The 13,888-nt window shown below is 57.5% G+C and carries 12 protein-coding genes; 6 read left to right on the plus strand and 6 right to left on the minus strand.

The features are described from left to right. Positions 1-9: 9 nt before the first annotated feature. Complete coding sequence (locus ACOOE1_RS12510; RefSeq protein ID WP_420402529.1) at positions 10-930, minus strand: pirin family protein; 921 nt, start codon at positions 928-930, stop codon at positions 10-12. A gap of 213 nt (positions 931-1,143) precedes the next feature. Further along, positions 1,144-1,527, minus strand: coding sequence for a hypothetical protein (locus ACOOE1_RS12515; protein WP_420402530.1), 384 nt, complete (start codon positions 1,525-1,527; stop codon positions 1,144-1,146). A gap of 121 nt (positions 1,528-1,648) precedes the next feature. Here ACOOE1_RS12515 and ACOOE1_RS12520 point away from each other — a divergent pair, with 121 nt between their 5' ends. From ACOOE1_RS12520 to ACOOE1_RS12545, 6 genes are all read left to right on the plus strand, one after another. After that, positions 1,649-2,392 carry a sugar phosphate nucleotidyltransferase gene (locus ACOOE1_RS12520; RefSeq protein WP_420402531.1) on the plus strand — a complete coding sequence of 248 codons (744 nt, stop codon included), beginning with the start codon at positions 1,649-1,651 and terminating at the stop codon, positions 2,390-2,392. 157 nt (positions 2,393-2,549) lie between these two features. Beyond that, positions 2,550-4,082: a B12-binding domain-containing radical SAM protein gene (locus ACOOE1_RS12525; protein ID WP_420402532.1), complete on the plus strand. Its 1,533-nt coding sequence runs from the start codon at positions 2,550-2,552 to the stop codon at positions 4,080-4,082. A 34-nt stretch (positions 4,083-4,116) separates the two neighbouring features. Further along, on the plus strand, positions 4,117-5,535 hold the full coding sequence (locus ACOOE1_RS12530) for a glycosyltransferase family protein (protein ID WP_420402533.1): 1,419 nt from the start codon (positions 4,117-4,119) through the stop codon (positions 5,533-5,535). Between the two features lie 73 nt (positions 5,536-5,608). Next, positions 5,609-6,610, plus strand: coding sequence for a kinase (locus ACOOE1_RS12535; protein WP_420402534.1), 1,002 nt, complete (start codon positions 5,609-5,611; stop codon positions 6,608-6,610). Further along, positions 6,552-7,655, plus strand: coding sequence for a thiamine pyrophosphate-dependent dehydrogenase E1 component subunit alpha (locus tag ACOOE1_RS12540; protein ID WP_420402535.1), 1,104 nt, complete (start codon positions 6,552-6,554; stop codon positions 7,653-7,655). The genes ACOOE1_RS12535 and ACOOE1_RS12540 overlap by 59 nt, the downstream gene beginning before the upstream one ends. Then, entirely contained in the window at positions 7,642-8,709 is a 1,068-nt protein-coding gene (locus ACOOE1_RS12545; RefSeq protein WP_420402536.1) for an alpha-ketoacid dehydrogenase subunit beta, read from the plus strand. The genes ACOOE1_RS12540 and ACOOE1_RS12545 overlap by 14 nt, the downstream gene beginning before the upstream one ends. A 193-nt stretch (positions 8,710-8,902) precedes the next feature. Here the strand turns inward: ACOOE1_RS12545 and ACOOE1_RS12550 are convergent, their stop codons facing one another. From ACOOE1_RS12550 to ACOOE1_RS12565, 4 genes are all read right to left on the minus strand, one after another. Continuing rightward, positions 8,903-9,979 (minus strand): FkbM family methyltransferase, encoded by a 1,077-nt coding sequence (locus tag ACOOE1_RS12550; protein ID WP_420402537.1) that lies wholly within the window; start codon positions 9,977-9,979, stop codon positions 8,903-8,905. Between the two features lie 170 nt (positions 9,980-10,149). Beyond that, complete coding sequence (locus ACOOE1_RS12555; protein ID WP_420402538.1) at positions 10,150-11,178, minus strand: hypothetical protein; 1,029 nt, start codon at positions 11,176-11,178, stop codon at positions 10,150-10,152. Between the two features lie 68 nt (positions 11,179-11,246). Then, a complete protein-coding gene (locus tag ACOOE1_RS12560) occupies positions 11,247-12,605 on the minus strand; it encodes a hypothetical protein (protein ID WP_420402539.1) in 1,359 nt (452 codons plus the stop codon). A gap of 381 nt (positions 12,606-12,986) precedes the next feature. Next, positions 12,987-13,886 carry an SDR family oxidoreductase gene (locus ACOOE1_RS12565; protein ID WP_420402540.1) on the minus strand — a complete coding sequence of 300 codons (900 nt, stop codon included), beginning with the start codon at positions 13,884-13,886 and terminating at the stop codon, positions 12,987-12,989. Positions 13,887-13,888 lie beyond the last annotated feature (2 nt).

Here is a 13,888-nt window from a genome sequence, read left to right on the forward strand (position 1 = left end):
GGCAGGACCTCAGATCCCCGTCGCGCCTTCCCGGATGAACGTCCCCTCGTTCAGATCGCGGATCGCCTGCATCAGCTCCTCTCGGGTGTTCATCACGATCGGGCCGTGCCAGGCGACCGGCTCGCGGATCGGCTTTCCGGCGACCAGTAGAAAGCGCACGCCTTCCGGCCCCGCCGTCACGGTGATCTCGTCTCCCGTGTCGAAGCGCACCAGCGTCCGGTTTCCGGTCATGTCGCGCAGGTTCAGCTCCTCGCCCTCGAACTCCTTCTCCACCAGCACGCCGACCGGGTCGGAGGCGTCGCGGAAGCGGCCCGCGCCGGCAAAGACATAGGCGAAGGCGTTCATGTAGGTGTCGACCGGCAGCCGTTTCGTGGTGTTGGGCGGCATCGAGATGTCGAGATAGAGCGGGTTCGCCGCGATCCCGTCGACCGGGCCGCGCTTGCCCCAGAACTCGCCGGTGACAACCTTTACCTTTGTTCCGTCATCGTCCACGATCTCCGGAATGTCGGCGCCTGAAATGTCCTGGTAGCGTGGCGTCGTCATCTTCTCGGACGAGGGCAGGTTGGCCCAGAGCTGGAAGCCGTGCATCTGCCCCGCCGCGTTCCCGCGCGGCATCTCCTGGTGCATGATCCCGGAGCCCGCCGTCATCCACTGCACTGACCCGGCCCCGAGCACGCCGTGATTGCCGAGCGAATCCCCGTGCTCGACCTCGCCCGCAAGCACATAGGTAATGGTCTCGATGCCGCGATGCGGATGCCAGGGGAAGCCGGCCTTGTATTTCGCCGGATCGTCGTTGCGGAAATCGTCCATCATCAGGAACGGGTCGGACTCGGTTGGGTCGCCGAAACCGAACACCCGGTGCAGATGCACTCCGGCCCCCTCCATCGTCGGACGGGCAACGGACTCGGATTTCACGGCACGGATCGACATGGCTTGTCTCCAGATCTCAGGGCGTGGCGGGATGGCCGCGCGGAGTGAGAGATGGGGGAGAGCATAGCGCATTTGGAGGGGGCGATTGTTCGCGAGCGGGGACAGTCAGTTCACGCCTCGGAACCGGGATCGCATTCCATGTCTTCCCGTAGCCGGGAAAAAGAGCGGCGCTGACGCGCACGGCACATATTCGATCTGGAGCGAGAACAGGTTTCAGATAGATATATTGAGCAGCGCACCACGTTCGAGCGATTCAGCGAGCGCGACACGTTCTGCGGATTCCGCATCAAACAGTGCCCGGCGCCGCTGGTCGGCTGTATCGGACGCGGCTTCCGCCGCGCCGCGCGCCTCGCGCAATTCGGCCTCGCGCTGGGCGACCGCCCGTTCGGCCGCCTCAAGCGCCGACTGCGCCTGTGCCACAGCCGTACTTTGCTGGCCGGAACTGCCGATCACGGAACTGGCGGCATTGGCGGGGCTTTCGGCGGCGGATACGGGCTCAGGCACCTGCGGCGCCGAATTCGATCCAGACTGGCCGGCACCCAACAGACGCAGGGAGGCCAACTGCAGTGAATTCGAACCTGTAGGCGCAACAGCCATTTGTCTTACCTTCGAGCCGCAGAAGGAATTGTATTGCAATCAGAACCAATGAGTCGAATCCTTGCACACTCTCCTGACGAACGAAGCGAACCCTTTGGCGCGTAACAGCACGGCGATGTCTATGAGCAATTCAGATCAGGCCGTAATCCTGGTCGGAGGCAAGGGAACTCGCCTTTCGGCGATTACCCGTTCAACACCAAAGCCCCTTCTGAAAGTGGGCGGTATCCCGTTCCTCGAACATTTGCTTCTGCGATGCATGCATTACGGCTTTGCGCAGGTCATCCTGCTCTCAGGGCACCTGCACGAACAGATCGACCAATATGCGCGCGACTTCTCCCGGCGCAGGCCCGGCATTTCAGTCAAGACCATCTCGGAATCCGTTCCTCTTGGAACAGCCGGTGGACTGAAACAGATTGCCCCTCATCTCGCAGAGACATTCCTCATGATGAACGGCGACAGTATTTTCGATTTCCCCTGGAACCAGCTTGAGAGCGAAATAAGCTCGGACGCTATCGGCATAGTGGGGCTCAGGACGATCGAAGATTCCAGCAGATACGGCAGCGTTCAGCTTGATGGACGAAAAATTCGGGAATTTGCAGAAAAACCCGCGGCAGGATCGAACACCATGATCAATGGTGGCGTGTATTATTTCCGGCGACAGATTCTCGATTTTATCGGCACCGGTCCGCAGAGCCTGGAGCACGATGTTTTTCCTCCACTCGTGGCCGCGAGGCGTTTGGACGGAACTGTCAAAGTCGGTCACTTCATCGATATTGGCGTACCCGACGATTTCAGCAAAGCCCAGACACTGGTCCCCGCTTGGACGCGCGAGCTCGGTCTGGACTTTTTGCGTTCGAGTGTCTGAGCTCAGAGCTTTCCGCCCGGCTCTCTCAATAGATCATTTGATTTTCGGGCACGTGCACGCTACGCACACGCACATTGCAACAAGTCAACTGTCGAAGAGCAATCTCTAGAGAGTTGCTGCACGTTTGCGCCGCGTATCGCGCTTAGGGGGTCCTTGAATGGCTCGAAAACTCGACGTTCTTTTCGTCAATCCCAACTCGGCCAAAGCAGCCTATCAGGCGCTTTCGAACTTATATTCGGCAATCGAGCCCCCGACTTGGTCGCTTCTTCTCGCGGCAGCGATGCGCAAGCAGGGGTACGGAGTTGAGATCCTGGATTGCGAAGCGTTGCATCTCGATCCGGAACGGGCCGCGCAAGAGATTTCGGACAGAGATCCAAGGCTCGTCTGCTTCGTCATGTACGGACAGAATCCCAATTCGGGGACTACCTCGATGATTGGCGCCATCGAACTCGGGACCGCACTTCGAGATGCACGACCGGATTTGAAGACCTGTTTCATTGGCTCGCATCCAAGCGCTCTGCCGCGCGAAGTGCTTGCTTATGATTTCGTCGATTTCGTCTTTATCAACGAGGGTGTCTACGGCCTTCAGCAGCTTCTTTCCTCTGACCTCAAGACAGGAATGGACCGTGTCGAAGGCCTCGGCTTCAAGACCGAGGATGGCCATCAGCAGTTCGGACGTCCGGGACGGCTCGTGCCGCAGGATCGGATGGATGAAGATCTGCCGGGATACGCCTGGGATCTCCTTCCTTACGACAAGAAGCCGCTCGACCTCTATCGCGCGCATTTCTGGCACACCAATTTCTCACATGAGGGACGGACTCCCTTCGCGGCCATCTACACCTCTCTGGGGTGCCGGTTTGGTTGTGACTTCTGCATGATCAACATCGTGAACCGCACCGAGACGGACGACAACGTCTCGGCAGCGGATAGCCGCGTCATGCGACACTGGTCACCACAATTCATCCTCAAAGAGTTTGAAGCGCTCGCCGATCTCGGTGTCGAGACGCTGCGTATCTCCGACGAGATGTTTTTCCTCAATCGGAAATATTACCAACCGATTCTGGAAGGCATCATAGACCGCGGCCTCAAATTCAATATGTGGGCTTATGCCCGCGTCGACACCATTCGTCCGGACCAGCTCGAGCTATTCAAGAAGGCGGGAACCAACTGGCTTTGCCTCGGGATCGAGGCCGGCAACAAGAAAATCCGCAAGACCGCCAGCAAGGGCCGCTTCGAGGAGGTGGACATTCAGGACGTCGTCCGGATGATTCAGCAACACGACATCAACGTCCTCGGCAATTACATCTTCGGCCTTCCCGACGATACGCACGAGACGATGCAGGAAACGCTCGATCTCGCCCTCGAACTCAATACCGAGCACGCAAATTTCTACCCGTGCCAGGCCTTGCCCGGGAGTCCACTGCATCTCAGCGCTCGGCTGAACGGCTGGGAGCTGCCGCAGACCTATGAGGAATATGCCTTCCTCTCCTATGCATGCAAACCCCTGCCGACACACCACCTCTCCGCGAGCGACGTGCTCCGGTTCCGCGACGAAGCCTGGACCACCTACTTTACAAACGAGCGGTTCCTTTCCCTCGTGGAGCAAAAATTCGGCCCGGAGCAGAAACGGAACATTGAAGAAATGGCCAAAATCAAATTGAAGAGAAAATTATTGGAAGACGCGGCCTGATTTTCGGATTTTCCGTCTTCTGCAAGGAATTCAAATGGCGACGGATCGCGAGATCTATAATACAGTTCGGAACAAGATCCGCGCAGGAAAGGCTGGGGCCGACCTTTTCGCATGGCTTGGGTTTGTCTATCGAAAACTGCCGGCGACGCCACAAACCCGCAAGCAGGCTGAGTTTTATTTGGCTCTAGCGCACCAGATCGACCCGAGTTCAGAGGAATTCCTGGCCGATCTTGTACGCCTCAAAGCCAACTCGGGACAGGCAGTTCCAGCGCTTGCTCTGATCGAACAATGGAAGCGGCGGCAGAAGATCACCCCGCTCCTCGCAAAAATGGAAGCAAGACTACGTGGTACTCTGACGCCCGGCCAAATCGACGCGGCCGTCAAGAAGCCAGCAGTCTATGACTTCCTTGACTCGTCCAGTTTCACCGATGGCGCTCCCCTTTCTCTGTTTTTCGGGAACTTCGACAGCGGGCACCTGGACTTCACGTCTACCTTCAAGCAGGAAACGGGTGAGTCCTTCCTCTCCATCAACCCGGTCAAGCTGATCGCCCAACTCAACGCGCCGTCCCCCCATTCTCTTCTGTATTATCTTGCGCGGGATCTGGAACCGAGGATTCTATTCTATTCGATCGCCGGCATCAGCAAACTGCATGAGAATGTCGACTATTCGATCTTCGCCGCGCTCAAGGAGCATTTCGATTTCTCTCTCGTCCTGGTTTGCTACGATCTTGCAAAACCGAATTACGAGAGAATTGTGGCTCCCCTCTTTCGGATCTCGGATGCCGTTGTCTGTCTCGACATGCAAATCGACCTCGAGCGGTACGGAATTTCGAACGAGAAGTCCTTTCATTCCTTCGTCCCGCTGGATTTCCAGTATTTCTACGATGACGGACGCGAGCGGGACATAGACGTGTGTTTCGTTGGCAGCAGGGCCAATCATTACAGAGGCCGGCAGGATCTGGTCGACCTTCTCGGTAGTGCGGGCATTTCCGTTCTCGCCGCCGGCGGGGCAACCGACCCGATCAGCAAGACGGAATACACGGATCTCCTGCGGCGGTCGAAAATCTCTTTGAACTTGTCTTGGACCCTTATTTTCAGTTTCGATCTCCACCCGCTCCTCGACAAGCCTCAAGTCACCACGCACCTGAAAGGCCGGGTTATCGAATCAATGCGCTGCGGTGCGCTTCTCTTCGAGGATGATCGCTCCGTGCTCCCGCCGGTGTTCAAGGAGGGCGAGCACTATGTCCGATATTCCACATCGAACATTGTCGAAAAGGCCCGTTACTACCTTTCACACGACGATGAACGCAGGGACATCGCGGAGAGGGGTCGGAAGACCGCTGAACAGCACTACTCTCCAAGTGCGTTCTGGAAGTCGGTGTTCGAGAAGCTGGAAATGGCGCGCGCGGCGTCCAGCCCGCTAACAATCCGCCGAAATTTCTTTGAGATATGAGCCCAGGCGGGAAAATTCTGCTAGAACTCCAGCCATCCGCGGCCCCAACTCCCTCGAACCGGTGCATTTACGCATGATCATCACCCGCACACCCTATCGGATATCTCTGTTCGGAGGCGGAACCGATTATCCCACCTGGTACCATGAGCATGGCGGAAGCGTGGTCGGTTTCGCGATCAACCGATACAATTACCTGACGATCCGGCGTCTGCCCCCTTTCTTCGAGCACAAACACCGGATCGTCTATTCGCGGATTGAGACGGTTCGCGAAATCGATGAAATCGAGCACCCGGCCGTTAGGGCCGTCTTTAGCGAACTCGGCGTGCGCGACGGTGTGGAACTTCACTACGATGGCGACCTCCCGTCGCGATCCGGTCTTGGATCAAGTTCCTCTTTCACCGTCGGCTTGATAAATGCCCTCCATGCAATGCGCGGCCGCTTGATCAGCAAGCGCGATCTTGCGTCCGAAGCGATCCGAATCGAGCAGGACGTGATCGGTGAAGCCGTCGGAAGCCAGGATCAGACTTGGGCGGCTTATGGCGGGCTCAACCGGATCAATTTCCTGCAAGACGGCCAAATAAGCGTCAATCCCCTCGTCCTGACGCCGGGGCGGCAACGCGATCTCATGTCCCGCTTCATGCTTTTCTTCACCGGGCTCAGCCGCCTTTCGACCGTCGTCGCCAAGGAAAAGATCGGAAATCTCAACAAGCGCTCAGCAGACCTGCATCACCTTCAGGATCTTGTGGACGAAGCGATCAACATCATCGTCGGCGGTTCTTCAATCGATGATCTCGGCAATATGCTGCACGAGAGCTGGATGATCAAAAAGGGTCTCGCAGAGTCAGTGACGACCACGCTGGTCGACGAAATCTACGAAAAAGCGCGAGATGCTGGCGCAATCGGAGGGAAGCTGATCGGCGCTGGAGGCGGCGGATTCATGCTCCTCTATGTCGAGCCGGAGAAACAGCAGTTCGTGCGCGAAGCCCTGAAGGGACTCATCGAGGTTACTTTCGATATTGATCGCGCCGGGAGTTCCGTCATCGTCTACGAACCAAACGGACTCGAGAATTGCTAACCTCGTACGCGTCTATCGTTTAACTTCCCATTCCCGGACACCTTCAACCACTCAGAAAACGGATATGCCGTCCAGAGAGAAAAATAGCGCGGTACGCGCTAACACGGATTTCAGTATCGAGACTGCCTACCGGCAGATGCTGCGGATTCGAAAGACCGAAGAGAAAATTATCGAGCTGTACGCGTCGGATGTCGTCAAGAGTCCGGTCCACCTCTCAATCGGCCAGGAATTCGTTTCAGTCGGCGTTTGCGAAGCGTTGGGACAGGACGATACGGCGTTCGGAACCTACCGCTCCCATGCGCTATATCTCGCGAAAGGCGGCAACCTGCGGAAAATGTGGGCCGAACTCTACGGCAAGGAAGACGGCTGCGCGCGCGGCAAGGGCGGCTCGATGCACCTGTGCGCGCCGGAAGCCGGTATGGTCGGGACATCCGCAATCGTCGCATCCAGCCTGCCGAATGCGGTCGGCTATGCGATGGCGGAGAAGATGCGTGGGTCAAATAATATCGTCGCCGTCTTCTTTGGCGACGGCGCCACTGACGAGGGCGTATTCCACGAGAGCATAAACTTCGCCGCCCTGAAGAAGCTTCCAATTCTGTTCGTATGCGAGAACAACCTGTTCGCGATCTACTCGCATGTGTCGTCCCGCATGGCCAATGTCGGTTTTGCGGAACGTGCGGGTGCCTATGGGGTGCCGTATCTGAACGTCGATGACGGACGGGCGGAGAGTGTCTTCGAAGGTACTCGAGAAGCCGTGGAACGTATCCGGAATGGCGACGGTCCGCAGTTCATGGAATGCCTCACGTGCCGGTGGCGGGATCACGTCGGTCCGGGAGAGGACCTGTACCTCGGATACCGCTCGGAGCAGGAGCTCAATTCCTGGATCGAGAAGGACGACCTGCCGCGCACGGGCCGAGAGATCGGCGAGGCGCAGCGCAAAGCAATCGATGCCGAGGTGGAACGCGAACTCGCCGACGCGCTGCAGTTCGCCGAGGCGAGCAACTTTCCCCAGACGACGGAAGCCTATCATTATGTCTACGCCTAAGCCGTCCGACGCCCGAACGCTTACCTTCGGAGAAGCGCTCTACGAGGCAACCCGGCAGGAGATGCAGAGGGATCCGTCCGTTTTCGTAATGGGACTCGGTGTCGACGATCCCATCGGGCTCTATGGCACGACGAAAGACCTACACAAGGATTTCGGTCCCGATCGCAACTTCGACACACCACTTGCCGAAGACGCCATGACCGGGGTCGCGATCGGCGCGGCATTGAACGGAATGCGCCCGATCCATGTCCATCAGCGCATGGACTTCCTCATGCTCTGCATGAACCAGCTCGTGAACGTCGCGGCAAAGCAACATTATATGTTCGCGGGCAATTACAGCGCCCCGATCGTAGTTCGAGCCTCCATCGGGCGCAGTTGGGGGCAAGGCGCCCAGCATAGCCAGGCCTTTCATAGCTATTTCATGCATGTCCCCGGAATTCGCGTGATCGCGCCGACGACACCGCATGATGCCAAGGGCGGGCTCATCAGCGCAATCCGGGATAACAACCCGGTGGTGTTCGTGGAACACCGGATGCTCTACAAGCTCGAAGGGATCGTGCCTGAGGAACCGTTCGAAATTCCGCTCGGCAAAGCCCGGATCCTCCGCGAAGGCGGAGACGTCACGATCGTTGGCATTTCACATATGGTTGTCGAGTGCTTGCGCGCGGCCAATTGTCTGAACGACGTGGGGATCTCGGCGGAAGTGATTGATCCCATCTGGCTTGCACCGCTTGATATCGAGGCAATCTGCCGTTCGGTAAAAAAGACCGGGCGGCTCGTCGTTGTCGATAACGGCTGGACAACGTGCGGGGCCAGCAGCGAGATCATGGCACAGGTGTTCGAACGAATGGGCGACGCCCCGCCAAAAATGGCGCGCCTTGGATTCAAGAATATACCCTGCCCGACAACACGAATTCTTGAAGACGAGTTCTATCCCGATTCAGGAACCATCGCCAAGCAGGCAGCCATTCTTGCGCGACCCGAGGATTTCGGGAATTGGACACCGCCTACCCTCATCTCCCGGGAAGTGGAAGAATTCCGAGGGCCGTTCTGATTCTTGCGGGTTGGCGCGAGACCTGAGGTGCAAACCGGCCTTCTTGGCCGGTGAGCGGCCGCTCAGAGCCGAACGCATTTCTGGCCCGTCAGTCGAGCCAGGAAGCCAGAAACAAGTGGTTCGACGGCAAGCAAACGGCCTGGGGTAGTGTCGAGCGCTTCGTTGATCCGAAGAACAAAGCGGACCGAAAGGCTCAGCTCTCAGCCTCAAGTTCGAAATACATGTTCTTATCCTGGTCTCCGGGAACGCGCCGGAATCCGGACGTCTCCAGATCGAACTGGATTTTGAACGCCGTTGGCTTGTCCGGTGTCGTCTCGACCATAAGCAGGCGCGGCGGGGCGGCGCGCATGAGGTCTTCCATGCCTGCGAAGACATTGGCCTCATCACCATCGACATCGATCTTGATGAAAGTCGGGGCCGGGATCTCACCACGCTCGATCAGATTGTCGACTGTTTCAATCTTGACCGATATTTCGGGCCTTTTCTTGCCATGGCGAAACCGGTCTGAAGACTGGATATTCTGCGCTCCGATGCCGGCGATATCCCGGGAATAGGCCATCCGCCCCGTCTCGGCGGCTTTGCCGACCGCCTTCTCGACCACTTTAATCCGGTCCGTTAGCTCGTTCGCTTCTATGTTATGACGCAGTTCTACGATGTTTACCGGGAACGGTTCGACCGAGACACATCGCGCGCCGCAGGCTGCCGCCAGCACAGAATAAATTCCTATATTCGCACCGACATCGAGCATGACGTCATCGTCGTGCAGACAGAATATCCGGGCAAGAAGCGCAGGCTCGATCGCCGGCAGGAACTTCAGAGTTCTTTCGACACGATCGTTTGCGACGCGGAACTTTACCGACTTGTCCCCGAACGCGATACGATAGCTTGATCCTCCGTCAATCCTGAAACACCGAACATCGACCCCGGCATTCCGGCGGCAATGGATCCGCCCGAGCACTGCGGCGACAGCATCCATTGAGGCGATCCGTGCCGCATACCATACCGGCATTGCGCCCGAACGGCCCGCCGCCGGAACGACAACGGCAGCCAAACGCTCAAGATATCGGGCCATCGAATCATCGAGCGGAACGGCCCCCATAACTTCAAAAAGCTCGATGTCATCCGGAGCCGTCACTGCCATTTGGCGGATCGTTGCCGCGTCATGCACAGGAAGCTTCGGATCGGTCGGGACGCCGGTGGAGACAGGATGGTCTTGCACTTTATTCTCTCGCTCAGGGCCAACGTGCAGAAATTGCCGGTTCGGTAACATCGAGGTTCAGGATACCCGGAACCGATATTTCCCGGCTCGATATGGACGGGGAGACAGCGCTTCCCGATTCATGACCGTTAATTGCATCAAACGATGCCGTCGCCAAGCAGTTAATGGGATCCGGTTCCTCCTGGTGCGGGCACCGCCCCGATGCCACCCGCCCACCGTCCTTAGTCAACGCGTGGGTTCAGGCGGTCGGTCTCGATACTCGTGGAAACCAGGAAGTACCTCTGAACGTCCCCATGCGCATGGTCGTCGGTTACGAAGCTTGTGATCTCGGCTGCGTTCAGGCCGCGCTCCTGAAGCACATCAACCAGGTTTTGCCCGATGCTGTAAAAATGCTGGGGATCTACAGGACCGGTGGGATGGCATTCGAGCACCAGTAGATCCGTCAGTTTCAACGCTTTGCCGATTACCCGAAGCGGATCTGTAAAGTGGTCGAGAATATTGAAGAAACCAATAGCATCCAGAGACACGCCCTCGGTCTCCAGAGCATCGAATGAACTCAGATCGTCGAACAGGAGATCATGAGCGAAGCTGCGGCAGTTCGCGCCTGAAAAGGTGCAGGAATGCCCCCAGCATAGCGGCGTATCTTCATTGATCAGAACGGTCTTGAGTTCGGAAAGCGGACCGCTGGTAGGGCCGCGTCCCAGTTTTTTCCACGCCTCCGGCTTGGCGTAATGACGGACCAGCTGGTCGGATGCATACATCTCGCGCATGGTTCGAATGCGACCGGCGATAATGCTGCGGTCCAGTTTCGGATGCTGCCGGTTTCTGATCTCGAAAGCCAGACCGGAAAATGGGCAGTTGATTTCGCCGTAGCTCTTCAATTCAGGCTTCAGGCTCAGGATATGGTCGAGGAGTTTCGGCCGTCCGACGAAATAGGGGCGATTCTGCTGGTTTGCCCAAGCGCGCATGGCCGCCCAGCCGTAGATATGGCGCCCGACCATGTACCCGTAGCCGCGACGCACGAAACTGGAACTGAACCAGGGGTCGAACCAGTTGGTGAGGCATTTCTCGCACTCCCAGATTTCCATCTGCTCCAGAAGCTCGAGCGTCTCGATCCCGAAGCTTTCGCACATGACTTTCACGTATGTGCTCGTCTCTTTGCGCGGACTCCCCTGGGATCGGCGCTCTTTGCTGCCGCAAAGCGGGCAATCGGGTTTCGGCACAAAGATTTCGTCATACGTCATCGTCATCGCACTCTTCCACATACGCCGGGGGGATCTCTCCCGGGCCCTATCGAAACGGTCGGGCCTCTCGGAACTCAAGCATTGCTGGATTTCATCAAACGCCCCCGCAATAATTCAACAGCGGCATCAACCGTCGGCCCCCAATCTCCATACACACCGTAGAGATACCGGCCTCCTTCGAGACGCTCGGTAGGTTTAAGCGTTGATGCCACTGCTGCATAGTGTCGACGATGTCGCATCAGGCTCCAGTATTGAGACGGCCGTTCGTACCCGAGAATGACGACAGGCTTTCCCAATGCAGCCGAAATGTGGGCATGAGTGCTCGGTATCGAAATAACACCATCAAGAGCATCGATCAGTGACACAACTTCTTCGAAGTCTCCAAAAAAGTCCAAGTTCGGCAGCAACAGCGGCGTATCCGTGCGCTCAATGAAATCCGCTTCGATAGATCCAAGACCATGCTGAATTGACACAGCCTGGAGTTCTGCATCCGCAAATAGTTGTCGGAAAGCTCCGATCGGCACCTGTTTACGCCACAGGTGAGGATAATCGATAATACTACCGCTCATACTCCGCCTCAGATCTGCAAGCGCCTGATCTGAATTCGGAGAAAAATCGTAAGATCCGCGAAGCGTGCTGCGCCAATTGATGCCGATAAAGTAGCGGTCAGGATCGTGTTCTCTGAGGCGTAAGCGCCATCTCTCAGTGCGCTCGGGATCCGAGAAAAGCCATTGCTTCGCTGGCTTCGAAGTTGCTCCAGAGAGAAACGGAACCGAAGCAAGATCTACTTTGATCGCGTCGGACTCTTCATCGCTTGCGGAAAAACGTAGATCGGGAAAACTTCGGGCCAGGACTCCGAGCACCCTCTCGTCGACCGAGAAAACAGCATCAAAGCGCTCTGCGAAAGGAACAAACCATCGAGCATGATGAACGGTTGTGGCGATATCGTCGCCGCATACGACGCGCGTGCGTAATTTGCGCGCGCCGGAGCTCTCTTGTTCGATGGACGGATCCGTTGCTCCTTCGAGCTTTGCTGCGTGATGAAAAAGACGCCAAGCCGAATCGCCAGCGCCGCGCCGCAATTGCAGTCTTGCAACCTGGCGTGACATCTCCGGTTCACGCGCCGTATGCGCGAACTTCTTCAGCAGCGCTGTTTGAAATTTCTCGGCTTTCGCGACATCACCCAGGACCTCGAAGACATACACCGAACGACTAAGAAACTCGGCGCTCCCGCTGTCGATGACAGCCATCCGCTTGAGCCCTGCAAGCGCGTCCTCCAGATACCCCGCCGCGACAAGAAAACGTACAGTCTTGAAGTGATTTTCCTTGTTTCCAGGGGATTTTAGCTGCTCAAGGCAAAGAGCCCTTAACCCGTGGTAGACGCTCTTTGACCCGTTTCGGGTTCGACGAAGAATGTTCTGTTTCGATTCCATGTCTCAAACGGGCTCGAGATTGTTCATGTTCATCCAGATGGGCTGAGCCTCATGGCGCCAACGGCCACAATACGGGTGCAAGCGATTGATACATTGGGTGAAGGGATTAGGCTAGCGCAGCGTGAGCGGAGCCAAACACGGTCCGCCGTTACCGGTCGAGTGAAGTTTTCGATCCACATTTCGCTTTCAGACTCGGAGATTGTGCGGGGACGGTTCGTGATCGTAAGAAAACAGAAACGATCGCCCGGGCCATGGCCCGCAATCGACCTGTACTGACAAGTCTCGGGAAATACTAGAATCGCATAGACCGGAGCGCCGCGATGTCATGCAGCAGCCCCGGTCCCATCACAATCTTGGAGCGCCCATGAACGACAAAGGCCATCAATTTTTTGAGGTGTTCTCAGGAGCGTCGCTGTCTTTGAGGATTGCACAGAGCCCCTCGCGGTAGGTCGGATAGGCCAAGGTCACACCGAGTTCCTCCTTGAGCCGGGTCGTATCGAGACGCTTGCATTCGGCGTAGAAAGAGCGGGCCATCGGCGACAGATCCGCCTTCTCGAAATCGACCGGCGTCGGTGCCGCTGTTCCCAGCAACGCGGCCGCATAGCGCATGACATCGCCGCTCGCGCAAGCCTCGTCATCAGCCACATTGTAGATCCGGCCCTTGTGCGGCCGCTCCATCGACGCGACCAGAATCGATCCGATATCGTCGACATGGATGCGATTGAAGACCTGCCCCGGCTTTTCGATTATCCGTGCGCTACCGGCCCGCAGCTGGTCGATCGGACTCCGACCTGGCCCGTAGATACCTGAAAGGCGAAAAACCTGAACCGAAATGTCGGTATCGGCGAATGCGTCGATCCAGGCCTTCTCGGCTGCAAGACGCCTGTGACCTCTCGCCGAGCCCGGATTGGGCGGCGTCTCTTCGGAAACATACCCTCCCCGTCTGTCTCCGTAGACGGCGGGAGTAGACAGATAGGCGATCCAACGCATCTCCGGCGCTGTCCGCAGGTCTTCCCCGTGGGACAGGAGGGCCGGATCTCCGGCGGCGGTCGGCGGAATCGAAAGCACGACATGCGTGATGTCCGCGAAGACGTCTCGGTCGAGTAAATGATCCTGGCCGTCGAATAGATGCAGCTTCACCTGGCCATCGTAAGTGGAGCGCGGCTTCTGCGTATCTCTGACTGTCCCGGACACGCGCCAGCCACTGTCCAGAAGCCGCCGCGCCAGACGATGCGCGGTGAATCCGTAACCAAAGAAGAGGGCGTGTCGCTTGTCCGCCAAAC

It is taken from the genome of Nisaea sp., from assembly GCF_965216895.1.
Lineage (GTDB): Bacteria > Pseudomonadota > Alphaproteobacteria > Thalassobaculales > Thalassobaculaceae > Nisaea.

Excerpts from the sequence above, each read along its gene's own strand:
- ACOOE1_RS12510 (WP_420402529.1), bottom strand. The coding sequence starts at position 930 with ATGTCGATCCGTGCCGTGAAATCCGAGTCCGTTGCCCGTCCGACGATG.
- ACOOE1_RS12515 (WP_420402530.1), bottom strand. The coding sequence starts at position 1,527 with ATGGCTGTTGCGCCTACAGGTTCGAATTCACTGCAGTTGGCCTCCCTG.
- ACOOE1_RS12520 (WP_420402531.1), top strand. The coding sequence starts at position 1,649 with ATGAGCAATTCAGATCAGGCCGTAATCCTGGTCGGAGGCAAGGGAACT.
- ACOOE1_RS12525 (WP_420402532.1), top strand. The coding sequence starts at position 2,550 with ATGGCTCGAAAACTCGACGTTCTTTTCGTCAATCCCAACTCGGCCAAA.
- ACOOE1_RS12530 (WP_420402533.1), top strand. The coding sequence starts at position 4,117 with ATGGCGACGGATCGCGAGATCTATAATACAGTTCGGAACAAGATCCGC.
- ACOOE1_RS12535 (WP_420402534.1), top strand. The coding sequence starts at position 5,609 with ATGATCATCACCCGCACACCCTATCGGATATCTCTGTTCGGAGGCGGA.
- ACOOE1_RS12545 (WP_420402536.1), top strand. The coding sequence starts at position 7,642 with ATGTCTACGCCTAAGCCGTCCGACGCCCGAACGCTTACCTTCGGAGAA.
- ACOOE1_RS12550 (WP_420402537.1), bottom strand. The coding sequence starts at position 9,979 with ATGTTACCGAACCGGCAATTTCTGCACGTTGGCCCTGAGCGAGAGAAT.
- ACOOE1_RS12555 (WP_420402538.1), bottom strand. The coding sequence starts at position 11,178 with ATGACGATGACGTATGACGAAATCTTTGTGCCGAAACCCGATTGCCCG.
- ACOOE1_RS12560 (WP_420402539.1), bottom strand. The coding sequence starts at position 12,605 with ATGGAATCGAAACAGAACATTCTTCGTCGAACCCGAAACGGGTCAAAG.